Source organism: Mucilaginibacter aquariorum (genome assembly GCF_024498135.1).
GTDB classification, from domain to species: domain Bacteria; phylum Bacteroidota; class Bacteroidia; order Sphingobacteriales; family Sphingobacteriaceae; genus Mucilaginibacter; species Mucilaginibacter aquariorum.
Genome location: NZ_JANHOH010000007.1, coordinates 18,108 through 43,918 on the forward strand (window position 1 = coordinate 18,108; position 25,811 = coordinate 43,918).

23 protein-coding genes are annotated in these 25,811 nt (G+C 43.3%); 10 read left to right on the forward strand and 13 right to left on the reverse strand.

The window, feature by feature from the left end; translation table 11 throughout:
* Positions 1–25: 25 nt before the first annotated feature.
* Positions 26–1,264: an aspartyl protease family protein gene (locus NPE20_RS20040; RefSeq protein ID WP_256540483.1), complete on the reverse strand. Its 1,239-nt coding sequence runs from the start codon at positions 1,262–1,264 to the stop codon at positions 26–28.
* 145 nt (positions 1,265–1,409) lie between these two features.
* Positions 1,410–2,429 (reverse strand): YihY/virulence factor BrkB family protein, encoded by a 1,020-nt coding sequence (locus tag NPE20_RS20045; RefSeq protein WP_256540484.1) that lies wholly within the window; start codon positions 2,427–2,429, stop codon positions 1,410–1,412.
* Between the two features lie 58 nt (positions 2,430–2,487).
* On the opposite strand from NPE20_RS20045, the gene NPE20_RS20050 reads away from it, so the two are divergent.
* Positions 2,488–3,102: a phosphoglycerate mutase family protein gene (locus tag NPE20_RS20050; protein ID WP_256540485.1), complete on the forward strand. Its 615-nt coding sequence runs from the start codon at positions 2,488–2,490 to the stop codon at positions 3,100–3,102.
* Here the strand turns inward: NPE20_RS20050 and NPE20_RS20055 are convergent.
* The 3 genes from NPE20_RS20055 to porX form a co-directional block, all read right to left on the reverse strand.
* Positions 3,099–4,325, reverse strand: a complete 1,227-nt coding sequence (locus tag NPE20_RS20055; protein WP_256540486.1) for an alanine dehydrogenase — start codon at positions 4,323–4,325, stop codon at positions 3,099–3,101. The two genes, NPE20_RS20050 and NPE20_RS20055, sit on opposite strands and share 4 nt — an antisense overlap.
* A 50-nt stretch (positions 4,326–4,375) precedes the next feature.
* Positions 4,376–4,795, reverse strand: coding sequence for a tRNA (adenosine(37)-N6)-threonylcarbamoyltransferase complex ATPase subunit type 1 TsaE (gene tsaE, locus NPE20_RS20060; protein WP_256540487.1), 420 nt, complete (start codon positions 4,793–4,795; stop codon positions 4,376–4,378).
* A 142-nt stretch (positions 4,796–4,937) separates the two neighbouring features.
* Positions 4,938–6,491, reverse strand: coding sequence for a T9SS response regulator signal transducer PorX (gene porX, locus NPE20_RS20065; protein WP_256540488.1), 1,554 nt, complete (start codon positions 6,489–6,491; stop codon positions 4,938–4,940).
* 139 nt (positions 6,492–6,630) lie between these two features.
* On the opposite strand from porX, the gene NPE20_RS20070 reads away from it, so the two are divergent.
* The 6 genes from NPE20_RS20070 (at position 6,631) to efp (ending at position 12,711) form a co-directional block, all read left to right on the forward strand.
* On the forward strand, positions 6,631–7,857 hold the full coding sequence (locus NPE20_RS20070; protein ID WP_256540489.1) for an HD domain-containing protein: 1,227 nt from the start codon (positions 6,631–6,633) through the stop codon (positions 7,855–7,857).
* A gap of 117 nt (positions 7,858–7,974) precedes the next feature.
* Positions 7,975–9,018, forward strand: coding sequence for a UDP-3-O-(3-hydroxymyristoyl)glucosamine N-acyltransferase (gene lpxD, locus NPE20_RS20075; protein ID WP_256540490.1), 1,044 nt, complete (start codon positions 7,975–7,977; stop codon positions 9,016–9,018).
* A gap of 92 nt (positions 9,019–9,110) precedes the next feature.
* Positions 9,111–10,508, forward strand: a complete 1,398-nt coding sequence (locus NPE20_RS20080) for a bifunctional UDP-3-O-[3-hydroxymyristoyl] N-acetylglucosamine deacetylase/3-hydroxyacyl-ACP dehydratase (RefSeq protein ID WP_256540491.1) — start codon at positions 9,111–9,113, stop codon at positions 10,506–10,508.
* Position 10,509: 1 nt separating this feature from the next.
* The gene (gene lpxA / locus NPE20_RS20085) at positions 10,510–11,295 is read left to right on the forward strand and encodes an acyl-ACP--UDP-N-acetylglucosamine O-acyltransferase (protein ID WP_256540492.1); all 786 of its coding nucleotides are present in this window, start codon (positions 10,510–10,512) and stop codon (positions 11,293–11,295) included.
* Between the two features lie 99 nt (positions 11,296–11,394).
* Positions 11,395–12,015 (forward strand): ABC transporter ATP-binding protein, encoded by a 621-nt coding sequence (locus NPE20_RS20090; RefSeq protein ID WP_256540493.1) that lies wholly within the window; start codon positions 11,395–11,397, stop codon positions 12,013–12,015.
* 132 nt (positions 12,016–12,147) lie between these two features.
* The gene (gene efp, locus NPE20_RS20095; RefSeq protein WP_256540494.1) at positions 12,148–12,711 is read left to right on the forward strand and encodes an elongation factor P; all 564 of its coding nucleotides are present in this window, start codon (positions 12,148–12,150) and stop codon (positions 12,709–12,711) included.
* A 187-nt stretch (positions 12,712–12,898) separates the two neighbouring features.
* Here efp and NPE20_RS20100 read toward each other — a convergent pair whose 3' ends face one another.
* The 3 genes from NPE20_RS20100 to NPE20_RS20110 all read right to left on the reverse strand — a co-directional run bounded on the left by NPE20_RS20100 (position 12,899) and on the right by NPE20_RS20110 (position 14,855).
* The gene (locus tag NPE20_RS20100) at positions 12,899–13,666 is read right to left on the reverse strand and encodes an exodeoxyribonuclease III (RefSeq protein ID WP_256540495.1); all 768 of its coding nucleotides are present in this window, start codon (positions 13,664–13,666) and stop codon (positions 12,899–12,901) included.
* Between the two features lie 89 nt (positions 13,667–13,755).
* Positions 13,756–14,466, reverse strand: coding sequence for a peptidylprolyl isomerase (locus tag NPE20_RS20105; RefSeq protein WP_256540496.1), 711 nt, complete (start codon positions 14,464–14,466; stop codon positions 13,756–13,758).
* A gap of 35 nt (positions 14,467–14,501) precedes the next feature.
* The gene (locus NPE20_RS20110; RefSeq protein WP_256540497.1) at positions 14,502–14,855 is read right to left on the reverse strand and encodes a hypothetical protein; all 354 of its coding nucleotides are present in this window, start codon (positions 14,853–14,855) and stop codon (positions 14,502–14,504) included.
* Between the two features lie 525 nt (positions 14,856–15,380).
* On the opposite strand from NPE20_RS20110, the gene NPE20_RS20115 reads away from it, so the two are divergent.
* Complete coding sequence (locus tag NPE20_RS20115) at positions 15,381–17,681, forward strand: TonB-dependent receptor (protein ID WP_256540498.1); 2,301 nt, start codon at positions 15,381–15,383, stop codon at positions 17,679–17,681.
* Positions 17,682–17,846: 165 nt separating this feature from the next.
* On the opposite strand, the gene NPE20_RS20120 is transcribed toward NPE20_RS20115, so the two are convergent.
* The 5 genes from NPE20_RS20120 to thrA form a co-directional block, all read right to left on the reverse strand.
* Complete coding sequence (locus NPE20_RS20120) at positions 17,847–18,452, reverse strand: HAD family hydrolase (RefSeq protein ID WP_256540499.1); 606 nt, start codon at positions 18,450–18,452, stop codon at positions 17,847–17,849.
* Entirely contained in the window at positions 18,449–18,829 is a 381-nt protein-coding gene (locus NPE20_RS20125; protein WP_256540500.1) for a hypothetical protein, read from the reverse strand. The genes NPE20_RS20120 and NPE20_RS20125 overlap by 4 nt, the downstream gene beginning before the upstream one ends.
* A gap of 49 nt (positions 18,830–18,878) precedes the next feature.
* Positions 18,879–20,189 (reverse strand): threonine synthase, encoded by a 1,311-nt coding sequence (gene thrC / locus NPE20_RS20130; RefSeq protein ID WP_256540501.1) that lies wholly within the window; start codon positions 20,187–20,189, stop codon positions 18,879–18,881.
* Positions 20,190–20,331: 142 nt separating this feature from the next.
* The gene (locus NPE20_RS20135; RefSeq protein WP_256540502.1) at positions 20,332–21,318 is read right to left on the reverse strand and encodes a homoserine kinase; all 987 of its coding nucleotides are present in this window, start codon (positions 21,316–21,318) and stop codon (positions 20,332–20,334) included.
* Between the two features lie 103 nt (positions 21,319–21,421).
* On the reverse strand, positions 21,422–23,872 hold the full coding sequence (thrA, locus tag NPE20_RS20140) for a bifunctional aspartate kinase/homoserine dehydrogenase I (RefSeq protein ID WP_256540503.1): 2,451 nt from the start codon (positions 23,870–23,872) through the stop codon (positions 21,422–21,424).
* 347 nt (positions 23,873–24,219) lie between these two features.
* Here thrA and rsgA point away from each other — a divergent pair, with 347 nt between their 5' ends.
* Both rsgA and dtd read left to right on the forward strand, forming a co-directional pair.
* Positions 24,220–25,137 carry a ribosome small subunit-dependent GTPase A gene (rsgA, locus tag NPE20_RS20145; RefSeq protein ID WP_256540504.1) on the forward strand — a complete coding sequence of 306 codons (918 nt, stop codon included), beginning with the start codon at positions 24,220–24,222 and terminating at the stop codon, positions 25,135–25,137.
* A 107-nt stretch (positions 25,138–25,244) separates the two neighbouring features.
* Positions 25,245–25,697, forward strand: coding sequence for a D-aminoacyl-tRNA deacylase (gene dtd, locus NPE20_RS20150; protein ID WP_256540505.1), 453 nt, complete (start codon positions 25,245–25,247; stop codon positions 25,695–25,697).
* Positions 25,698–25,811: the final 114 nt, after the last annotated feature.

Here is a 25,811-nt window from a genome sequence, read left to right on the forward strand (position 1 = left end):
TTCGTTACGACAGCATATTTAAGGCTTATATGCGGCGCTTTAATGTTATAACAACCCTGTCGTATCTTTTATCGTGATATACCTCAAGCAACAGGCTGCGTTCGGTTGTTTTAAAGTATGCATCAATTTCTTCGGTGGTCATTTTTGATACGGGTTTAAAATTAATGGATGTTATTTCGTCATCCTTGATCAGCCCAATATCATCAGCAGGCGAACCCGGCGCTACGCGGCCAACTATTAAATGTGAAAGATTTTCTCCTGCTAAATAATATTCTATGCCGCTCATGTCATGTTCAAACGGAGCTTTAAATTTATCGTTGGATTTTAAATAAAGCAGGCCATTGGAATAATCGAATACCAGATTGAATTTTTTTAGTATTCCGGTACCTATATTGCCATCGCGCGGGACACTATATGTTCTTTGTACATAGTCTTTATCAGGGAATGAGGTAATCACATTCTTAATTCTATATTTCCCAATATCAATTGCCTTTACCCTACTTAAATAACCCGTTATAGGCCCGTTGAGTGCTACCCCTAAATTTGCCGGAACAGATTTTTTAGGTAGTCCATGTTTTTGCAGCATATTTTCGAGCGATAAAGGATGCCCGGCACCAAGGTCAATAATAAGCTTATTTGGTACTTCGCTGCCATCGGGGAAAGTAATTGTGGTTGTTAGATATGGTTTTTTATCCTCAATTGTTATAGGCACCTTTTGGCTTTTTCTAAAAGGTTTAATGTCTTTAGGGCGGCAAACGGTCATTGTAGTATCGCTAAAATTTATTTTAACCCCCAGCGCGCTAAAAAACTCATACCCCAAAAGCCCATGTATTGGTAAGCCAATGTAGCCGGATAGGTTAAAATAATCCGTCTTTAATATTGCTGCTGATACATTTTCACTTTTTAGGCCGGATATCTGGACATTTAAGGGAGGGGTAACATAAGCCTCAAAGGCATCGCCTTCGCCAAGCCCCGAAAGTTTAATGGTGCGTTTAGATGTAATATTTATGGAGTCCACAAGTTTCGGCTCAGTAATTATCATGAGCCCAACCCCGGTATCTAAAACAAAATTGAACGGCCCTTTATTATTGATGTTGAGTTTGATCACCACCATATTACGTATAAGCTTGAAAGGGATATCTACATTTTTGCGGCCACTATCAATCTCAAAAGATTGTGCGCTTGCCGATATAAGGAGGCAATTGAATATGGCAGCGAGCCATATATGTTTAAACTTTAGATATTTGTATAGACCGGCTAACACCTGGTTTGAATTGGAAGCTAAATCTACGTTATTATTTTATAAAATAATAGAATAGTTTACACAGATGCTGCCTTTGTTTCCGGGGTATATTATTTAACAGATTAAATACAGTTTATAGAACACTTAAAGCATGGTAAGAAAGAGATCACACTTTTTTATTAATCTTATCATCACATTTAAGGGCGCCTTCCAGTTCGGGGTTTTGCAATGGCATTTCATGCATTTTTCGCTCTACTTCAGTCTGTTGTATCACTACTGCATAATCGGCCGGTTCAATGTGGCTGCCTTGGGCCTCGGCATATACTTGTGTAAATTCCGCGCCTATGTATAAAATTGCGGCCGTATAATATATCCACACTAAAATCACTATAAGCGAGCCTGCGGCACCATAAGCAGAGCCCTGGGCCGTGTACTGGATATATAAACTGATGATATATTGGCCAATAATGAATAAGATGGCCGTAAATATAGCGCCGGAGCGCACATCCTTCCATTTTATTTTAACATCAGGCAGCACCTTAAATATGATACCAAACAGCACAGAAATAACAATGAGCGTTACTCCGAAATTAACTACAAATAAGAACGTTTCACCGATAACGCCGGCTAGGTCTTTCCCTAAAAGTTTTGGCAGGAATGCCACTATTTTATCGCTAACGGCACTGATAATAATATTTACCAGTAGGGACACAAGTAATAAAAAGCCGAGACTTACTATCAATGAAAAAGAAAGGAACCTGTTTTTTAACATCTTAACCCATCCCTTTTTAGGTTTTGCTTTAACCCGCCATATAGCATTAAGCGAATCTTGTATCTCCAGGAAAATACTGCTTGCGCCAAGTAACAATGTGACTATGCTTATACCCAACCCTATTCCGCTCTTGCCTATAATATCCTGCGACTTAATAGTACTTTGTATTTGCTCCGTTCCTTGTTTACCTAAATAATGTTGTATCTGATCGTAAAAATCCTGTCTGTAGCTACCATCTTTCAAAAATATACCTGCCAAAGAAAGTATTAATAGCAGCAATGGGGTCAATGAGAAAACGGTATAATAAGCTAAAGATGCACTAAGCTTTAATCCATTGTCGTTAGAGAAGCCACTAAAAGTGGCTATTAACACCTTCCATAGCTGTTTTAAATATTCCTTGCTAAAAAATTTCATATCAAAAATCGAATATATTTGTTAGAACCTTACCCATTAAAACAGATAACACCGTTTTATGAAAATTGTAATAATGCCCGCTAACTTTTTTAAGTTATTGTTTATTTGTTTGTTACTAAGCAATTTTAATGCCTCGGCCCAGAAAACCAATATTTGGATAGTGCGCCATGCCGAAAAAGCAACCCTTATGGCAAAAAATGATGACCCGGTTTTAAGTACAGCCGGGCAAAAGCGTGCCGAAGCATTGGCTAAAGAGTTAAAGCGCGCGCACATAAAGGCTATATATGTTACCAAATATAAACGTACCGGGTTAACTGCACGCCCATTAGCTTATAAAATAAAAGTTTTGCCGAGGGTATATGATACCGATACGGCCGTACTTAAAAAGTTTGCCAAAACTGTTTTAAAGAATTTTAAAGGGGATAACGTTTTAATTGTTGGGCACTCTAATACCATAATGGTACTGTTGGATGCTTTTGGCGCCGAAATGCCCTTTACCGCGCTTGATGAGGAAGATTATGATATGTTGTTTAAAGTAACCGTAAAAGAGAACGGAAAGGTAGAACTTGCTATTGATTACTATGGCGATAAACACCATACCAATGAGATACCCGAAAAATATCAACCCGAAATTAGTCACCCGGAAAATATAAGGCCGTTCACCAACTATTAATGGTTAGACACCACCAGCAGGTCAAGGTCTTTGCTTGGGATAGAGAAGCGCTCGCCCATGTACTTGTTGGTTAAGTGCCCCTGGTAAATGTAAACCGCATTGCGGATACCGGCCTTTTGCCATATTACATTCTTTAAACTACCCTGCTCGCCAATGTCCAGTAAAATAGGCGCGAATATATTGGTAAGTGCATAGGTTGCCGTACGCGCCACGCGCGATGCAATGTTGGGCACACAATAATGTATTACATCATATTTACGGAAAACGGGATGTGTGTGGTTGGTAACTTCTGATGTTTCGAAACAGCCGCCCTGGTCAATGCTCACATCAATAATAACCGAGTTTGGTTTCATTTTACTTACCGTAGCTTCGGATACTATACAGGGGCTGCGGCCGTCATCAGCACGAATAGCGCCAATGGCAACATCGCATGATGTTATGGCTTTTTCCAGCACAATTGGCTGCACTACCGAGGTGAAAATTCTGGTGCCTATATTATTTTGCAGGCGGCGTAGTTTGTAAATAGATGGATCGAATACTTTAACCTCGGCACCAAGCGATATGGCAGTGCGCGCGGCATATTCGCCAACGGTACCTGCTCCTATTATTACAATCTCGGTTGGTGGTACGCCTGTTATTCCACCCAGCATAAGGCCTTTGCCTTCAAAAATGTTACTCAGGTACTCGGCAGCTATAAGTACCGATGTAGCACCTACAATTTCGCTCATGGCACGCACAACGGTAAGCGAGCCACCCTCGTCTTCGAGGTGCTCAAAGCAAAGGGCTGTTATTTTCTTTTTGATAAGCGCATGCAGGCATTCGGCTTTTAAGGTAGATAGCTGCAGGGCAGAAATAAGCAACTGGCCGGGTTTCATCATTTCTATCTCCTCCATAGTAGGCGGGGCTATTTTAATAATGATATCGGCTTCGTAAACTTTTTTGGTATCATAAACTATTTGGGCGCCTTGTTCGCTGTAGTTATTATCAGAGAAATTAGCGGCCTGGCCGGCATTGCTTTCCAGCATTATTTCGTGGCCATTATTTATAAGCAATGCTACCGACAGGGGGGTAAGCGGGATGCGGTTCTCCTGGAAAGAAACCTCCTTGGGGATGCCAATATAAAGCTTGTTCTTTTTACTTTTAACTTCAAGCATCGACTCCTGGGGCTGCATCATTGCCTGCCTGGCAATATTGGAGAACCCGCTGTATTTCCCTGTACTCATGATCGTTGTTTTTCCGGCTGATGAAGATAAGAAAAAAATAAGTTTGATTATTACGAAATGTTTTCGACTGTTATTTGCCTTGAACTGGCATCTAAAACATGGATGCGCACGCCGGTAAAGCTATCCGGAACCAGGTTGGCTATCTTTTCCGGCCATTCTATAAAACAGTAATTGCCCGAGTAGAAGTATTCTTCATAACCCATATCCAGCGCTTCGTTTTGGTCTTTTAACCTGTAAAAATCGAAATGATATACCGGCCCGTCAGCCCCTTTGTATTCGTTTACAATGGAAAAAGTAGGGCTGGTTACGGAGTCGCTAACCCCCAATTTTTCGCAAAGCGATTTAATAAGGGTGGTTTTACCCGCGCCCATATCGCCGTAAAAAAGAAAAATTCGGCTATTGCCGGCAAAGTTTAGGATCTGGTTCGCCGTTTTTGGCAGGTCTGCTGTGGATGTAATGTGTAAGTCCAATGGTCTTTTACTTAGAACGTCATTGCGAGGTACGAAGCAATCTCTTTAGGATAGTTGTACACCTTGCATGGTGGATTTGCTCAAAGAGATTGCTTCGTACCTCGCAATGACGGGGTTATTATTTCTGCTTCAAAAATAAATTTTATTTTGGCCCGTAGGTAACTATCGGGATGATCATTTCTTCTAATGAGATACCGCCGTGCTGGAAGGTCTCGTTATAAAAATTCACAAAATGATTGTAGTTGTTTGGATACACAAAATAGCTGTCGCCCTTGGCAAATACAAAGCTGGAACTTACGTGAAGCTTAGGCAGCATGGCATCGTGCGGGTTGCGGATGTGGAATACCTCTTTGGCGTTATAGTTAAGGTTTTTACCTTGTTTATAACGCAGGTTGGTATTCGTGTTACGGTCGCCTATTATTTTGCTTGGGTTTTTAACACGAATGGTACCGTGGTCTGTTGTAATGATAACCCTTACCTGTTTCGAGGCCAGAAACTTCAACAGATCAAACAATGGCGAGTGTTCAAACCACGATAGTGTTAATGAGCGGTAAGCCGCATCATCACTGGCCAGTTCACGTATCATTTGCATATCGGTACGGGCATGGCTCAGCATATCAACAAAATTGTATACCACCACATTCAGCTCGTTGTTCATCAGGTTATTAACCGATTCATTCAGCGCGCGGCCCTCATCAATATTTAATATTTTATTGTACGAATGTTTTACGTCCCGGCGTAAGATCCTTTTTAACTGATCGGCAACAAAATTGGCTTCATAAAGGTTTTTGCCACCTTCGTCTTCATCGTTTTGCCACATTTGCGGGTAACGGGTTTCCATCTCTAAAGGCATCAGGCCCGAGAAGATAGAGTTACGGGCATATTGTGTGGCCGTTGGCAGGATGCTGTAATAAGTATCTTCTTCTTCTAACCTAAAGTATTCTGATATGATGGGATTGATGATCTTGAACTGATCATAACGCAAATTGTCTATCAATATAAAGAAAACCGGACCTTTGCCATCCAGCTTAGGGAACAGCTTCTTTTTAAATAATTGTGTGGAAATAGTTGGCCCGTTCTCGGGGTCTTTTATCCAGTTTAGATAATTACGTTCAACAAACTTGCAAAACTGTACGTTGGCCTCGGCTTTTTGCAGGGTAAGTATTTCGTGCATCCCGGCATCTTCCAAAGTCTCCAGCTCCAGCTCCCAGTATATCAGTTTTTTGTAAACATCAACCCATTCCTGGTAGCTTAGGTTATCATTAAGGGTCATGCCCAGGTTACGAAAATCCTGTTGGTAAGCCATCGTTGTTTTAGCGCCCACCAGTTTTTTGTTTTCGGTAAGTTTTTTAATGGTAAGCAAAATTTGCTTGGGGTGTACCGGCTTTATCAGGTAGTCATCAATTTTCGAACCAATGGCATCCTCCATTAAATACTCCTCTTCATTTTTGGTGATAAGTACTATCGGGACATCGTTATTTATATTTTTTATTTGCTGCAGTGTTTCTAACCCGGTAAGCCCCGGCATGTTTTCATCCAGGAAAACCAGATCAAAGTACTGCTTCTTAAATTCTTCAACAGCATCGTTACCGTTGGTAACAGTTGTTACTTTATACCCCTTTTCGCTTAGGAAAAGTACGTGTGGTCTCAGCAGATCAATTTCGTCATCGGCCCATAATATTGTGGTATCCTGCATAATATCTTTAATTTTACCCTCCTATAACCTTTAGGCAGTGTATTTTGTTGTAAAAATATGCAAAGGATTAACATTAATTAACAAATAGACCGTGCTTGTTTTGTCATAATTCAACACTTTTGTATTCTTAACAGCTACCTTGAACAAAAAGAAAATTATAAACGACCCGGTTTACGGGTTTATCAGCATCCCAACCGAGTTGGTATATGACCTGATAGATCATCCTTACTTCCAGCGTTTACGCTATATTAAACAACTCGGGATGACGCATTTGGTTTACCCTGGCGCGCTGCATACCCGTTTCCATCATGCCTTGGGTGCCATGCACCTGATGAGCCTGGCTATTGAAACGCTTTGCAATAAAGGGGCAGATATATCTGCCGAAGAAAAAGAAGGCCTTACCATAGCCATTTTGCTGCACGATATTGGCCACGGGCCGTTCTCGCACGCGTTGGAGCATACCATTGTGGAAGAAATTAGCCACGAGGACATTTCTATACTGTTGATGAATAAGCTGAACGAAGAGTTTGGCGGTAAGCTAACATTAGCCATCAGCATATTTAAAGGCGATCATCCCAAACACTTTTTGCATCAACTGGTATCGAGTCAGCTTGATATGGACAGGATGGATTACCTGAATAGGGATAGTTATTTTACCGGTGTATCTGAAGGTGTGATAAGTTCTGACCGCATCATAAAAATGCTGAACATAAAGGATGACAGCATTACGGTTGAAGAAAAGGGAATTTACTCGATAGAAAAATTTTTGATCGCCCGCAGGTTAATGTACTGGCAGGTATACCTGCATAAAACTGTTATAGCCGCCGAGCAGGTGCTTTGCAAAATATTTTTGCGCAGCCGCGAACTGGCTTTGCAGGGAACACACTTCCCACTAACCCCCGCTTTAAACTATTTTTTAAAGAACGTTATTACCAAAGAGGAATTTATGAGCGGTGACGCGCATTTAAAAACCTTTGCCCTACTGGATGACACCGATGTAATGGCGGCTGTAAAAATATGGGCCGATAGTGATGATGACGTATTGGCTACCCTTTGCCATAACCTGATAAACCGCCGGCTGTACCATGTAGATATTACTGCCGAGAAACCCGACGAAAACTTTGTTAAACAATTGACTGTCAGCGCGGTTAAAAAGTACGGCATCAGCGAGCACGAGGCTTCGTATTATGTATTTACAGATACGATACGCAATAATGCCTATAATAAGGGTGATGGTAACATTCACATATTAATGAAAGACGGCAGTATTAAGGATATTACGCTGGCCAGCGATAATTCAAACCTGGAGGCACTATCAAAAACTGTAAAAAAATATATACTTTGTTATGCCAAAGACCTGTTATAGGATGGTGAGTGGTGAATGGTTGATTGGTGAGTAGTTAACATAAACTACTTATGAGCGGCTATTTGTGCCCATTTATTAATAATTTGTTGCTATGGTTTTAACATTTAAATTTGTACGATGCAATTTACCGCAAAGGATATAGCCTTTATGCTAAATGGAACAGTTGAAGGCGATCCGCTTGTTGCGGTTAACCACCTGGCCAAAATAGAAGAAGGCAGCACTGGTTCGTTATCATTTTTAGCTAACCCTAAATATGAGCCATACTTATATACAACCAATGCATCGGTTGTAATAGTGAACAATAGCCAGGAATTAACCGCGCCGGTAAATACTACACTTATACGGGTAGAGAATGCCTACGGCGCTTTCTCGCTACTGCTCGAAAAATACAATACCATTAAGTTGAATAAATCGGGTATAGAGCAGCCAAGCTTTATACACTCCTCTGTTAAAATAGGTGCAGAACCTTACATAGGTGCCTTTGCGTATATTAGCCAGGATGTTGTAATGGGCGATAATTGCAAAATTTACCCCGGCTGTTATATTGCCGATAATGTAAAATTGGGTAATAATGTAACTTTGTTTCCCGGTGTTAAAGTGTACTTTGACTGTGTAATTGGCAACGATGTTGTTATACATTCGGGCGCTATAATTGGCAGCGATGGCTTCGGTTTTGCACCAAATGCCGATGGTACTTTTAGCAAAGTTGCACAAATAGGCAACGTTGTTATTGAAGATAACGTTGAAGTGGGTGCAAATACAACCATAGACAGGGCCACAATGGGATCAACCTATATCCGCAAAGGCGCAAAGCTGGATAACCTGGTGCAAATTGCGCATAATGTTGATATTGGGCAAAATACCGTGATAGCCGCGCAAACAGGTATAGCAGGCAGTACCAAGCTTGGCGAAAATGTAATGCTTGGCGGGCAGGTTGGTGTGGTTGGCCATATTACTATTGCAAAAGGCACACAGGTGCAGGCGCAATCGGGCGTTAGCCGTAACATTACCGAAGAGGGTAAAAAGTGGGCGGGTTCGCCGGCTATTGGTTACACTGCCGATATGCGATCAAACGTTGTAGTAAGCAGGTTGCCCGAATTGGAAAAAAGAGTTAACGAACTGGAAAAGATAATTACAGAACTAAAGAAAAAAGGCGATTAGATCCTTGTTCATTAGTTATTAGGCCTGTATTAAGGTTAATAAACTAATACCAATGAACAATTGAACTAATGAACCAATGAACGTCATTAAATATGAATGTAAAACAAAGAACTATTAAAGAGCCCGTTTCGGTTTCGGGCACTGGCCTGCACACCGGCGAAAGTGTTACCATGACCTTTAATCCGGCCCCAGAAAAACACGGCTATAAATTTCGCCGGATAGATTTGCCTGGCCAGCCAATTATTGATGCCGATGTTGATAATGTTACTGATACATCAAGGGGTACAACCCTTACCCAAAACGGCGCCAGTGTAAGCACTGTTGAACACGTGCTTGCCGCTTTAGTTGGTTTGGAGATAGATAACGTGCTGATTGATATGGACGGGCCCGAAACGCCTATTATGGACGGCAGCTCGATACAGTTTATAAATGCTATTGAAGAAGCAGGCTTTCAGGAGCAGGAAGCAGACCGGGAATATTATCATATCCCGTATAACATCCACTATTCGGAGCCCGACCGCAAGGTTGACATGGTGGCTATGCCTTTAGATGGTGATTACCGCTTTACCTGTATGGTTGATTATAACTCGCAGGTTTTGGGTAGCCAGCATGCAACCATATCAAGCCTGGCAGAGTTCAAAAAAGAAATTGCATCCAGCCGCACATTCTGCTTTTTACACGAGTTGGAAATGTTGGTTAAGCACGACCTGATAAAAGGCGGCGACCTTAACAACGCAATTGTGGTTGTTGATAAAGAAGTTGACGACGAAGAGCTTGCCCACCTTGCAAAAATATTTAACCGTAAGGATATCAATGTTGCCCCGCAGGGGATCTTGAATAATATAGAACTTCGCCACCAAAACGAACCCGCACGCCACAAGCTGCTGGATATGATTGGTGACCTGGCATTGGTTGGTGTTCCTTTGAAGGGGCATATTATGGCTGCAAGGCCGGGCCATGCGGCAAACGTTGCATTCGCCAAAAAAATAAAAACATTGATAAAGAAAGAACGCAGCCGCAAACATGTAAAAGTTTACGACCCTAACATGACACCAGTGTACGATACTGTTCAGATCATGAACATATTGCCGCACCGCCCGCCAATGTTACTGGTTGATAAAATATTAGAGTTGACCAAAACCCACGTTGTGGGCTTAAAGGCAGTAACCATGAATGAGCCTTTCTTTGTAGGCCATTTCCCGGGGGCGCCTGTTATGCCGGGCGTTTTACAGATAGAAGCTATGGCACAAACCGGCGGTATATTGGTACTGAACACTGTGCCCGATCCTGAAAATTGGTTAACGCTTTTCCTTAAAATTGAGAATGCGAGATTTAAAGACAAGGTTTTACCGGGCGATACGTTAATATTCCGTTGTGACCTGATAGCACCTATCCGCCGTGGCATTGCACAAATGAAAGGCATTGGTATGGTTGGCGAAAAGATAGTTGTCGAGGCCGAGCTAATGGCACAAATAGTTAGATACAAATAATATGATACAGCCCTTAGCATATATACACCCACAGGCAAAAATTGCCGATAACGTGGTTATTGAGCCCTTTGTTACCATCCACAAGGATGTGGAAATTGGCGAAGGTACCTGGGTTGGCTCAAACTCCGTTATTATGGATGGCGCCCGCATTGGTAAAAACTGCCGTATTTTTCCGGGTGCTGTAGTATCTGCACCACCGCAAGATCTAAAATATAAGGGCGAACCAAGCACCGTAACCATTGGCGATAATACCGTTATCCGCGAATGCGTAACGCTTAACCGTGGTACCGCGCTTGATAAAAACACCACCACTATAGGCAGCAATTGCCTGCTAATGGCATATGTACACGTTGCGCACGATTGCGTTATTGGCGATAATGTTATTATAGCGAACGCGGTGCAGCTGGCGGGCCATATTAATGTGTACGACTATGCATTTATAGGCGGTACATCTGCCGTGCATCAGTTTGTTGAAATTGGTGCGCATAGCATGATATCCGGTGGTTCACTGGTGCGTAAGGATGTTCCTCCGTTTACCAAGGCCGGTCGCGAGCCCTTATCTTATATCGGGATCAACTCTGTTGGTTTGCGCCGCAGAGGGTTTTCTGCCGAAACCATTAACGAGATCCAGGAGATCTACCGCATCATCTTCCTGAAAAAATATAACATGACCAAGGCCCTTGATATTATCGAGGCCGAATTTAACCCGACTGTTGAACGCGACGAGATCATCAATTTTGTGCAGAACTCGCAACGCGGTATCATGAAGGGATTTGGAAGCTCTTAAAGAAAGTTTGCAGTTATTAGTTAGTGGGCAGTTTGCAGTTAAAGATAAACCAATCGCTACTACGCCTGCAAACTGCCTACTAATAACTGCCCACTAATAATGAACATCACCCTCCAAAACATAGGCCGTCGTTTTAACCGTGAATGGATATTCAAGGGGATAGACCATACTTTTGAAGGTAGCGGTAACTATGCCATATTGGGGCCAAATGGTTCAGGAAAATCTACCCTGTTACAAGTTTTAAACGGCAGCCTGGTGCCATCAGCCGGAACGATCAAATACTTTGATGGCGGTAAGGAAATTGATGCCGGCGAGATCTTCAACTACTTAAGCCTGGCTGCACCTTATTTAGAAGCGATAGAAGAGTTCTCGTTGAACGAGATGATCGACTTCCATTTCAAGTTTAAAGCATTTAAACCGGGCATGGATAAAAGTGCCGTAGCCGATATCTTAAACCTGGAGGGTAGCCGCAATAAACTCATTAAATACTTTTCATCCGGCATGAAACAGCGGCTTAAACTGGCGCTTGCCTTTTGTGCCGACACCCCTATGTTAATGTTGGATGAACCCACCTCCAACCTGGATACTCAGGGCATTGACTGGTACCTGAGCCTTGTAGAAAAATTCAGCGAGAACCGTTTAACCATTATCTGCTCTAACCAGGAGCACGAGTATAGTTTTTGCGATAACAGGTTGAGTATATCCGATTACAAAGGTTAGATATTAGACGCGAGATATGAGATTTGAGACCACAGGATGAAATAATGATATTATCCTAATGGCATTATCTCACATCTCATATCTAAAATCTCAAATCTATTCTATAATTTTGACGGCTCAATTATAAGATTTATGGCAAAAGCATCTGATGTAAAAAATGGGAATGTTCTTCGCTTTAATGGCGAACTGGTACAAGTAGAGGAGTTTTTACACCGCACCCCGGGTAATCTGCGTGCGTTTTACCAGGCCCGTATGCGTAATGTAAAATCAGGCAAATTGGTTGAATACCGTTTCCGTACAGATGAAGAGGTGGACATTGCACGTGTTGAAACCAACGACTATCAATACCTGTATGAAGATGGCGATTCGTTAGTAATAATGGATAATGCCACCTACGATCAGCATAATGTACCAAAAAGATTATTCGGCCCTGCGGTTAGGTTTTTGAAAGAGGGCATGAACGTTATTGTAGCTTTTGAAAGCGAAGAGCCTATCATGGCATCCATCCCGGGTTCGGCCGAGTTAGAAATTACCTATACCGAACCGGCCGTAAAGGGCGACACCTCAACGGGTGCCCTTAAAAACGCCACAGTTGAAACCGGCGCCGAAATAAAAGTGCCTTTGTTTATCAACATAGGCGATAAAGTAAAAGTGGATACCGCTACAGGTTCTTATGTAGAGCGGGTGAAAGCGTAAGCGTCCAGCCCCTGAAATGAGGAGTAGGATATAAACAAAGAAGCCGCGAATTTCGCGGCTTCTTTGTTTATCCATGCGTCATTGCGAGGTACGAAGCAATCTCTTTAGGACAGTTGTACACCTTGCATGAAGGATTTGCTTAAAGAGATTGCTTCGTACCTCGCAATGACGGTTAGTTTATTAGGGGCTAAAACTCCAGCTCCAATAACACCGGGCAGTGGTCCGAGTGCCGGGCTTCTGCTAATATCGCGCAGCGTTTAATGTTACCTTCCAGCTCTTTACTGGCCAGTGCATAATCAATACGCCAGCCCAGGTTTTTAGCGCGCGAATTTGCACGAAAACTCCACCAGGTATAATTATGCGGTTCTTTATTACAATGGCGAAACGTATCTACAAAGCCCGATTCAATAAAGTTCTCCATCCACTCGCGCTCCTCGGGCAGGAAGCCGGATGAGTTGGCGTTTGATTTGGGATTGTGTATATCAATAGGGCGATGGCAAATATTATAATCGCCACAAATAACCAGGTTGGGGATGCTTGCTTTTAATAAGGTAAGGTATTTACCAAACTCATCCAGAAAACGGTATTTGAAGATCTGCCTTTCATCGCCGCTGGATCCTGACGGGAAATAGGCGCTCATTACCGATACCTCGTCAAAATCTACACGGATACAACGACCTTCCTTATCAAAATCGGGGATACCGCAGCCGTACTCCACATGGTTGGGCAGGCGTTTGGTAAAAATAGCAGTGCCGCTATACCCTTTCTTTTCGGCCGGGAACCAAAAGTGCTGGTAGCCCATATCATCAACCAGTCCCAGTTCTTTTATTACATCAGGCGTAGCCTTAATTTCCTGCAGGCAAACCACATCGGCATCGGTGGCCTGTAGCCATGCCAGCCAGTCTTTATTTATCGCAGAGCGGATGCCGTTAACGTTGTAAGTAATTATCTTCATGTTATTTATTTGTCATGGTGAGCCTGTCGAACCATTAGTGGACAGTGTTTAGCGTACAAGTTTTCGACAAGCTCACCATGACATCTGTTTTATTTTACTTTAGGCCACAGGAGTTTATCCAATTGCTTACACTCTTTTTTGCTCAGCAATTCAACGGTCATGGGTATATCTGTGTTAGGCCTGTCGCGTTCATCTTTTTTAACGGCGGCAATTTGGTCAACCATATCCAGACCGGTAACCACTTCTCCATAAACTGTGTAATTTTGGTCCAGGTGTGGTACACCGCCAACAGTAGTGTAAATATCACGCTGCCATGCCGGTATTTTGCGGCCTTTAAGTCGGGTAGTTTCTAAGGTGTCCAGTTTGCCGGGGGTAAAGCGTTTACCTTCTACAATGTAGAATTGGCACGCACTTGATGCCTTTTTAGGGTTATCATCCCGCGCGGCGGCCAACACGCCGCGTTTATGAAACAGGCTATCCCTAAACTCGGCAGGAACGGTGTATTTCAAATCGCCATTACCCAATTCAACGCCCGGTTTGTTTTTAGCCGTATCGCGCGAATCAGGGTCGCCGCCCTGGATCATAAAGTTTTGTATCACCCTATGAAACAGCGTGCCATTATAAAAGCCCTGTTTGGTAAGCTTTATAAAATTATCGCGGTGCAAAGGTGTTTCGTTATACAGGCGGATGATAACACTGCCATAACTGGTTTTTATCCGCACGTATTGATTTTTTGGTGGTTTAGCAAAGGCTGTGTTAATAACAAGCAGCAATACACAAAAAGTAAAAAGTTTTTTCATCGTGTTAGGTTGTAAAGGTTATAGCAATTGGGGTATTAAAACTCCCACTCCATCTCCGATTCAAAATAATCAATTATTAATGATTTTATCAGCATTTCCTGTTCCAGTATGGTGTAGTTAGGAACAGTTTTTACCAGTTTCCAATGTGGCCAGCCATCCTGGTCAAGGCCTTCCAGTTCATAAAAGCCCATTTTGCTAAATAGTTTGCAATTGGCAATATGCATCAATTCTTCCTTCTGCCTTTTGCTGAATTTTTTTGGCCCCTGGCCAAGTTCCTGCACGCCTATCAAAAACATAACTACTTTAATATCCGGTTTCTCGTTATCAAACTCCGTAGCTATGCGGTCTTGCAGTGCCGCCCATTTCAAGTTAATTTCAGCAGGTTTCATATGGGCAAATATACTGATGCAATGCGGTTAAAAGCATTTTTCCTTACATCCAATTAACAACATTGTTACGTTTTAAAAATATGTTTAAGTATTTATTAGTTACTTTTGCCATGTAATTAAGCACATGCTTGTTTTGAAAAGAAGTACTTACCATATATTTTGTGCCTGGGCGCTGATGTTCTGTTTCATAACAGGGCAGTATATGGTATTTGCCCACCAGCATAACATTATCAAAACAACACATACCGCTAATTGCAACGATTGCCATAACACGGCAAAGCAAACGGTTAAAGAGAAGTGCCAGTTGTGCGATAGTATGCACCATACCCATATGGAGCTGCTGACAAATAATTATTACACCCCCTTTTCGGCTGTAAATCATGTTTTCATCACTTTTGAATATGATTTTAAAAGCATTGCCCTCGTCCTTTCCCAAGGCCGTGCTCCCCCTGTAATTTCATAATAATTACCATCCAAACAAACGCCGCTTGATGTGGCATTTTCTTGAATTTTTAATTTTTTATTATGAAACTTAAGCTTATTTATTGCTTTTTATTTTTGTTCGTTCAATTTTCTGCATTTGCAGATGCTATAGATTTTAAGGGTAAAGTTGTTGACGCTAAAACCAATCAGCCGCTAATTGGCGCAACGGTTAATATACCAGATCTCCGCTTGTCAGTCGCCACCAATATTAACGGGGAGTTCGCAATTAAATCAATCCCTACTAAGGGCCGCTTTGTGGTGCAGATTCAATACCTCAGCTATAAAACTTTAACCCAAACGGTAGATTTTTCATCAACCGACCCAATGGTATTCGCGCTGCAACCCAGCGTTATCGAATCGCACGAGGTGGTTATAACCGGTACACCTATAACATCGGGCAGCCGTAGTAACAGTACATCGGCATCGGTTGTTACCAAAGAGCAATTGCAGGGGTCATCAACAAATTTAATTGATGCTTTGGCCAGGCAGGTACCGGGTGTAAGCCAGATAACTACCAGCCAGGCTATTTCAAAGCCGGTTATTCGTGGCTTAAGCTACAACCGGGTAGTAACCCTAAACGATGGTGTTAAGCAACAAGGCCAGCAATGGGGGGATGAGCACGGTATCGAGATGGATCAGTTCGCGGCAGGCCGTGTAGAGGTTTTACGTGGTGCTGCATCATTACAATATGGATCTGATGCATTAGGTGGTGTCATCAATGTAATTGACCCGCCAACCCCCGGCGAAGGAAATATACAGGGTGAGTTTCTTACAAATTATTCCAGCAACAACGGACTAAGCAATACATCGGTTATGCTAAGCGGAAACGACAACGGTTTTGTTTGGCGAGGCCGCGGCACCTACCAAAATGCCTACTCCTTTAATACACCTGCAGGCCGGTACATAAACAGTGGCTTTAACCAAACCAATGTAAGCGGAATGTTTGGGTTGAACAAAGCATGGGGTTATTCGCACGTAAACTTCTCTTATTTTAAAGACAATATTGGCTTTTACGATGCTGAGCCGGGCGACCCCTTATACAACGAAAATACCAGCCGTACTTTAGATTACCCACGCCAGGACATTCGCCATTATAAAGTGGCCTTGAACAATAACTTTCTGTTTGGTTCAAGCTCGTTAAAATTAGACCTGGGTTTCCAGAAAAACCAGCGCCGCGAATTGGAAGACAGCCCAACCCCATCGCTGTTCTTTGATATGAACACCTACTCGTTAGATGCGAAATATTACCTGCCCGAAAGCAACGGATGGCACCCGGTTATTGGTTTAAGCAGCAGCCTTAGCCACAGCATAAACCTGGGCGAAGAATTGCTGATCCCTGCTTACGATGAGTACAGCACAGGCGCATTTATCTATGCCAAAAAGGTATGGGGACAAAATACATTCAGTGCTGGTGCAAGATTCGATTATATCAAAAACAAAGGTAAAGCACAAAACGATGAAGCCGGCGACCCGATATTTACAGGGTTCGATAACAAATTCTCGAACGTAAGCGCTGCCTTAGGTTACACCCATATATTTAATGATGTATTAAGCTTTAAAGCAAACGCGGGTTCTGCTTTTCGTGCGCCAAACCCTGCCGAGCTGGGCTCGAACGGTGTGCATGAGGGGACAAGCCGCTACGAGATTGGTAATGCCGGCCTAAGCCCGGAAAGAAGCTACCAGGCCGATGCTACCTTAGAGTATGGATCTGGTTTTGTAACCGGTAGTTTTGGTATCTACGAAAACTACATCCACAATTACATTTACGCCTCGAACACCAATAAAGAGCAGATAACCGTTACCGACGAAGAAAGCGGCGAGCCAAGAAATTATGACGTTTACCGTTACGGACAGGTTAACGCAAACCTTTACGGTTTTGAGGGTAACTTAACCCTGCACCCTGTACCATTTATCCACATAGAAAATACTTTTAGCTATACCGAAGCAAAGAACACGTCGTTTGACAGGCCATTGCCGTTAATACCTGCAGGTACATTGCACAACACCCTGCGTTTTGAGCCTAAAGTAAAGGGCATTAAAGACTTTTACTTTTACGCTGGTATTGATAACTACTTTAAGCAAAACCGTGTTGATGCAACCTTTGAAACCCCTACAGATGGTTACACCTTGCTAAACGCGGGTATTGGCGCAACATTTAATATTGGTAAACAGCCGCTGAAACTTTATGTATCGGGCACTAACCTTACCAATAAAGCATATTACGATGCCCTTAGCCGCTTAAGGCCGGGCCGTTACAGCCAGGAAGATCCCACTTATGGGGTTTATAATATGGGCCGTAACATAACCTTCGGGGTGTACATCCCTTTTGGAACCAATAAATAGTACAGTTAGTTAGTTTAGTTAGTAAGAGAGCCCCGATTAGTTACCGGGGCTTTCGCTTTTTATGGCATTTTTTAACCACAGATTGAGCAGAGATTGTTCACAGAGGGCTCTGAGTTTAGATAAAAGCTTCTGTGTTCTTCGTGTTTTTCTTTGTGCCCTTTGTGGTTAAATTAAGTGTAGCTTCTCTAACTCAACTTTTAATTGTTCCGGCGATGTAAAATGGATACAGGTTATGCCCATTTTCTCGGCAGCTAAAATATTTCGCAGGTTATCATCTATAAAAAGCGCTTCCTGCGGATTGACATTATAGCGATCTAATAGCAGCTGATAAAATTCCGGAGCGGGCTTGCGCATTTTTTCAGCGCCCGATACTACAATACCGTCAAACCAACGCATAAAATCATAACGCTCCAAAGCCACCGGGAAGGTTTCTGCCGACCAATTGGTGAGCGCATAGATCTTATATTTGCCACTTTCTTTAAGTTGTTTAAACAAATCTATTGTGCCCTGAAGGGGATCGCCAAGCATCTCATCCCAGCGGTCGTAAAAAGCGCGGATATGGGCTTCGTGCTGCGGGTGTTGCTGTATTAGTAAATCGGTGCCTTCCTTTAAAGACCTGCCTGCGTCTTGCTCTTCGTTCCAGTCGGGCGTGGTAATATTGGCCAGAAAATCCTGCATTTCCTGCTCATCAGTAATTAGCTTGCGGTACAAATAGTTGGGGTTCCAGTCTACCAGTACCGACCCCAGATCAAATATGATGGTGTTGATCACTTCTTCTTGTTTTGTTCTTCAAATTTCAATTTTAGCTTTTCCTTGTTGTCTTTCTCAATAACTTTATAATCGCTAACTATCGAATCCTGGTTTAGGTATAGCACCAGGCTTTTAGCATATACAGTATCAATACCATCCATTTTCCTGATGATCTCGTACTCAAGGCTTTTATCTGTTAGGCCGGTGCGCTGCGGATAGCGCAGCAGGTATAACGCCTGTTTATAGGTTAAGCCTTTTAGCTTTTGGGTAGCAAGCAGATCATCTAACATGCCGGCTCGTTTTGGGAAAGTTATACCATCACCGTCATCCCATTTCCTGCGATCAAACTTTTCCTTTTTTATACTATCACAGCCGGATAGGGTGACGATGATAAGCATTATCACAGTAAAAATTTTAAAAAAGGCACTTTTAAACATATTGGTATCGCTAAGCATTATTTAGCAAATATCCTTTAAATCCTTCAAAGTCTGTACCTAAACTTGTGGCATGATGCTCTTTTTTCTCCAGCTCTTTTACCTGTGCCGGGATCTCAATTTTATCAGAGATCTCCTTTGTAAATACATCCGGGAATTTGCAAGGGTGCGCGGTTGATAAAAATACACCCGCAGTATCCGTAGCAGAATGCTCCTGCTGATATGCCTTCAAAGCCTTCCAGGCAATTGCGGTATGCGGACAGGCAACGTAATTGTATTCTTTAGATATCGTTTCAATAGATTGCACCGTTTCCTCATCGTTGTAAGTATAGCCAACGATTAGCTTTTTAAGCGCCTCGGGGTCTTCTTTAAACAGATCGGCAATACGCACCCAGTTGCTTGGGTTACCAACATCCATCGCGTTTGATAGGGTGGCTACAGATGGTTTTGGTTGATATACACCTGTTTTTAAAAATGCAGGCACGGTATCGTTAACGTTTGTTGCAGCTATGAAGCGTTCTACAGGCAGGCCCATTTTCCAGGCTAATAAACCTGCGCCAATGTTACCAAAATTGCCGCTTGGTACCGCGAATACAACTTTGCTAATGCCCCTACGCAACAACTGCGCATAGGCATTAAAGTAATAGAAGGTTTGCGGGATAAGCCTGGCGATATTAATAGAGTTAGCCGATGTTAAACGGAATTTCTCGTTCAGTTCTTTATCAGTAAAGGCTTGTTTAACCAATGCCTGGCAATCATCAAAAGTGCCATCAATTTCCAGCGCGCGAATGTTTTGGCCGTTGGTGGTTAATTGTAGTTCCTGGATCTGACTTACCTTGCCTTTGGGATAAAGGATGGTTACCCTTGTGTTGGGCACACCTAAAAAACCAAGGGCTACCGCGCCACCGGTATCGCCGGATGTGGCTACCAATACGTCGAGCTGTTTTTCGCCTTCTTTTAAAAAGTAGCTCATAACACGGCTCATAAAGCGGGCGCCAAAATCTTTAAATGCTAATGATGGGCCGTGGAAAAGTTCCAGCACGTAAACGTTATCTTCCAGCTTTACAATTGGGGCGTAAAAGTTGATGGCTTCATGGATAATAGCCTTCAAATCATCCGAAGGGATATCATCGTCCAGCAGATTTTGTGCCACGTGGAACGCAATTTCGGGCAGCGAGTATTGGTCCAGATGGTTCAGGAATTTATCATCCAGGCGGGGAATTTCGACCGGCATGTATAAACCTTTATCCTGTGGCATGCTATTGAAAACCGCTTCTTTGAAGCCAACTCTTAGATCTGTATTGTTAGTGCTGTAGAATTTCATTTTAATATTTAATATCTTCTTTTTGTTTACATCCCCCACGTCATTGCGAGGTACGAAGCAATCTCTTTAAGCAAATCCTTCATGCAAGGTGTACAACTATCCTAAAGAGATTGCTTCGTACCTCGCAATAACGGTTTGGTGACTACCCCAATACCCTTGGCCCTGCATCATTTATGGTTGATACATAACCGTTAGAGCCTATTTTTATATTGGTTAAATGTTTTTGCAATTTAGTAGTAATGCGTTTTGCTGTTTCTTCATCGCGGGTAAAGGCGAACACCGATGGCCCCGAGCCGGAGATACCGAAACTAACCGCACCCAGTTCCATGGCCATTTCGCGCATCAGGTAAAAATCGGGGATCAGCATAGAGCGAACCGGTTCTACCAGCACATCTTTCATGCTGCGGCCAATCAGGTCAATATCCTGCATAAACAAGCCGCTTACCAAACCGGCTATATTGCCCCACTGGGTTACAGCATCCTTCATTTGGATGTTTTTGCGGATGATCTGCCTAGCTTCCCTTGTAGGTACATCCACATCCGGGAAAACAATGGCACACCATAAACCTGCAGGATGCGGCAAACGCACCACATCCAGTGGGTCGTAACTTCGTATCAACACAAAGCCACCCAACAAAGCAGGTGCAACATTATCGGCATGACCGTGGCCGCAAGCCATTTCTTCGCCTTTCATGGCGAATGGTAACAGGGTAGACGGATCGGTATCATCGCCCAATAAAGTTTTAATAGCGAACAAGCCCGCAACCGTACTGGCCGAACTGGAACCCAGGCCACTGCCAATCGGCATTTTTTTGTGCAGCTCTATGTCCAAGCCAATATCCAGCCTGTCAATGCTGCGCAGGTAATGCTCAACGCTAACACTTACCGTGTTTTTGGCGGGGTTAAGCGGCAACCTTCCATCGTCACCTGTAATTTTACTGATGGTGATACCCGGTTTATCGGTTAAACGCATGATCACCTCATCGCCGGGTTCGTTTACCGCGAAACCCAGCACGTCAAATCCGCAAACCACATTAGCCACGGTTGCCGGGGCGAAAACATGGATGCTATCCAATGCTTTTTTGCCGGATGATGCCGGTTTTTGTAAATCTTGTATATCGTTACTCATAATAATTATCTATCATTAAGGACACACCCTTGTCCCTCTCAAGAGGGGAACCCAGCGCTGTACCTTTTTGTCTTATCTCTTGATTCTAAAAATCTTGCATCTCTTAATTCGCACCCACATTTATCAGATCGGCAAATACACCTGCGGCGGTTACTTCGGCACCTGCACCAGGGCCTTTTACTACAAGCGGGCGTTCTTTGTACCTATCGGTAGTGAACGATATAATATTATCGCTACCACTCAGCATGTAAAAAGGATGGTTCTCATCAACACTTTGCAGGGTGATGGATGCCTTGCCGTTTTCCAGTTTGCCAATGTAGCGAAGTACTTTCTTGTCTTTTTCTGCCTGTTCTTTCAGGTTGGTGAAATAGGCGTCTTCGGCTTTTAAGGCCGCGTAAAAATCTTCAACCGTTTGCGCATCTAAACAGGCTTGCGGCAATATGTTTTCTATATTAACGTCTGCTTCTTCCATTTCGTGGCCGGCATCACGGGCAAGGATCAATATCTTGCGCATAAAATCTTTACCGCTCAGGTCATCGCGTGGGTCTGGTTCGGTGTATCCTTTTTCCTGTGCCTCTTTTACCACATCGTGGAAGTTGGCATCGCCTTTAAAATGATTAAAGATGAAAGATATAGTTCCCGAAAGGATAGCCTCTATACGCTGGATCCTGTCGCCGCTGCTCATCAGGTCTTTTAATGTACGAATGATAGGCAAACCTGCGCCCACGTTGGTTTCGTAAAAGAAATCGACACCATGCTTGCGGGCGGTATCCCTGAATGTTTTGTACTGCGCAAACGAAGCCGAATTGCCTATCTTATTGCAGGTAACCACCGATATATTCGATTTAAAAACCTCCTCATAAAACGCGATAGGCTGTGGACTGGCGGTATTATCAATAAACACACAGTTGGGCAGGTTCATTTCTTTCATTTTGGAGATGAAAACCCGCAGGTCGGCCACGTTATCGGATGCCTGCAGATCATCCTGCCAGGTATCTAAAGATAATCCATCAGCATTAAAAACCATTTTGCGGGTATTGCTGATGCCGGCTATTTTAACCTGGATACCGTTATTTTTTTGTAAGAAATCTGTATGCGCGTTCAGCTGGTTAAACAAGGTTTTGCCAATGTTCCCTGTTCCTAAACAGAAAGCATGCAGGGTTTTAGTCAACTCTATAAAGAAAGCATCGTGCACGGCGTTCAGGGCTTTAGCCAGATCATGGGCCGAGATGATAACAGAGATGTTGTATTCTGACGAACCCTGTGCGATTGCCCTCACGTTAACACCATTACGGCCCAATGCATGGAACAGCTTACCGCTCATGCCCGGGGTTTGTTTCATGTTTTCGCCAACCACGGCTAATATAGCCTGGTCTTTTTCTACAACCAAAGGCTCCAGTTTATTGGCCAGCAGTTCCAGTTCAAATTCCTGCTCTATTAATAGTTTAGCCTTGTCAACCTCGTTTGGTTGTACGGCAAAAGTGATGCTATGTTCTGATGATGACTGGGTGATGAGGATAATGTTGATCTGTTCCCTCGCCAACAGCGAAAACAACCGGCCGCTAAAGCCCGATTTGCCCACCATGCCGCTACCCTCTAAATTAAGGATGCTGATATTGTTGATAGACGAGATCCCCTTTATAGGCAGGTTTGATGCCTTGCAATCATGACGGATAACCGTACCGGCAAACGCCGGCTCAAAAGTATTTTTGATCACGATAGGGATCTTTTTCAAAAACGCCGGGATCATAGTTGGCGGATATATCACCTTGGCGCCGAAGTAGGAAAGCTCCATTGCTTCGGTATAGGTAAGCTCCTCCAGCGGGAACGCTTTTTGAACCATACGCGGGTCGGCGGTCATCATGCCGTTCACATCAGTCCAGATCTGTATCTCCTCGGCATTTAGTGCCGAACCGAATATAGCCGCGGTATAATCGCTGCCGCCACGCCCCAGGGTGGTTATCTGGCCGGCATCGTTACCTGCAATAAAGCCGGTTACAATAAGCAGCTTATCGCTGTTTTGCTGGTAAAAGGTTTTTATCAGCAGATGGCTTAGCTCGTTATTCACTTTGGCCTGGCCAAAAGCGCTGTCGGTTTTTATCAGTTCAGATGCATCTACAAACAGCACATCGTTAAAGTGCTGCGCTGCAATTTTGCTCACCATTAAGGCCGAGCAGCGCTCACCGTAGCTCAGTATCTGGTCGCGGGTTTTAGGGGTAAGCTCGCGCAGGGTAAGTACGCCCTGTAACAATTCTTCCAGATGGTTAAAGTTAATTTTTAAGCGGGTGTATGCCGGGTTTTGATTTTGCACGGTAAGTAATGCTTTCACCGCATCAAAGTGACGTTTTTCCAGCTCGGCTAATTTCGCGGTAAATTCTTTACCATTGGCAGCATCTTCGGCCATAGATACCAATAGGTTAGTTACCCCGCCCATGGCAGATAAAACCACTACCGGGCGATTGCCGGGTGTATCCTCTGCCTTTAAAATGTTAAGTAAAGTTTGGATACTGCTTACTGAACCTACCGATGTGCCACCGAATTTTAGAATCTTCATTTTTAATATCTAATAAAATAGTCTCCTTATTTGCCTCACCCTGCCCTCTCCAAAGGAGAGGGTTCCCAAACTCAATTTCAAGTCCTCTCCTTTGGAGAGGATTTAGGTGAGGCCAATAAAAAAGCCTTCCTCTTTGCGGAGGAAGGCTTTCATTTGGTTTTGTTTATGTTTTTACACCATACGATTATCTTCCTCCGAAATTTATCCCGGTGGTAATAATAGTAATAATTGTGGTGTTGTTAATTGTCATATATAATGTCGGTAAAGTAAGTAGATTTTATTTTAATTACCAAATGGAATTGGTTTTATTTTTTCAAAGCCTTTAATCTTTCCTAAATTGCGCACTTATGCAGGGACTGATAACAAAATCAACCGGGAGCTGGTACCAGGTACGATCTGGCGACGAAACTATCGATTGCCGTATCAAAGGTAAATTCCGGATCAAGGGTATAACTACCACCAACCCACTGGCGGTTGGCGATGTGGTTGATTTTGATATGGAACCGGAACAAGGCACCGGTGTGATCACCAATCTGCACCAGCGCAAAAACTATATCATCCGTAAGGCTATCAACCTTTCTAAGCAGGCACAGATCATAGCGGCTAACCTGGATAGGGCGCTGTTGGTAGTCACCCTTGCATCGCCACGCACCTCATTAGGCTTTATCGATCGCTTTTTGGTTACCGCCGAAGCCTACGATATCCCCGCCTGCCTTATATTTAACAAGCTGGACCTGTTTAGTGAGGAAGGTTTAGAGATACTGGACGAGTATAAAGCCATTTATGAAAATATAGGCTACCCTTGTTATTCGGTATCAGCTTTAGAGGGCACTAATATTGAGGAAGTAAAAAGCCTGCTGAAAGATAAGGTGACACTTATTTCAGGCCACTCGGGCGTGGGAAAATCCAGTCTGATCAACCGTTTGTTGCCCGACCTTGACCTGCGCACCCATATGGTATCTGAATGGAGCGACAAAGGGATGCACACCACCACCTTTGCCGAAATGTTTGAACTACCGCAGGGTGGATACATTATTGATACCCCTGGTATCCGCGAATTGGGTGTTATCGACATAGAAAAAGAAGTGCTGAGCCATTTCTTCCCCGAGATGCGCGAGCGGATGAACCAATGCCGTTTTAACAATTGCCGCCATATAAACGAGCCCGGCTGCGCGGTGCTGGATGCTTTAGAAGAGGGCGAGATCTCGCCATCCCGATATAATAGTTATTTAAGTATTTATAATGGGAATGATACGAGAGCATAAAAGAGATTCAAGACTTTTGGAATCAAGAATCAAGAGGGGAAAAATAAGTATATAATTATAATAAAGGGTCTTGATTCTTATGTCCTGACTTCCTGAATCTATTAAACATGCGAGCAGTAATACAACGTGTTTCAGAAGCATCATGCAAAGTTGATGGCGAAATAACCGGGCAAATTGGCATCGGCTTTATGATCTTATTGGGCGTTGAGGACGCCGATACAGACGAAGACCTGCAATGGCTCGCCCAAAAAATAACCGGTCTGCGTGTTTTTAGCGATGAGAATGGCCTGATGAACAAAGCCCTTGCCGATATTGGCGGGGATATTCTCCTGATCTCTCAATTCACACTATTTGCGCAAACAAAGAAGGGCAACCGTCCATCTTTCATCCGCGCGGCAAGGCCGGATAAGGCTATTCCGATGTACGAAAAAATGATTTCGGTGCTGGAGAGTATCACCGGTAAAAAAATAGCCACCGGTATTTTTGGTGCCGATATGAAAGTAAGTTTAGTGAATGATGGGCCGGTAACCATAACGATTGATACGAAGGTTAGGGAGTAAAGGCATATTAAGGGTGCCGTCGCTTGGCTCCAGCCGAGTGACCGTTATTACACGGCGTCCCGCCGCGGTTGCAAATAATTATGGTGGCGGCCGGAGGCCTTAAAATAGTCGTCA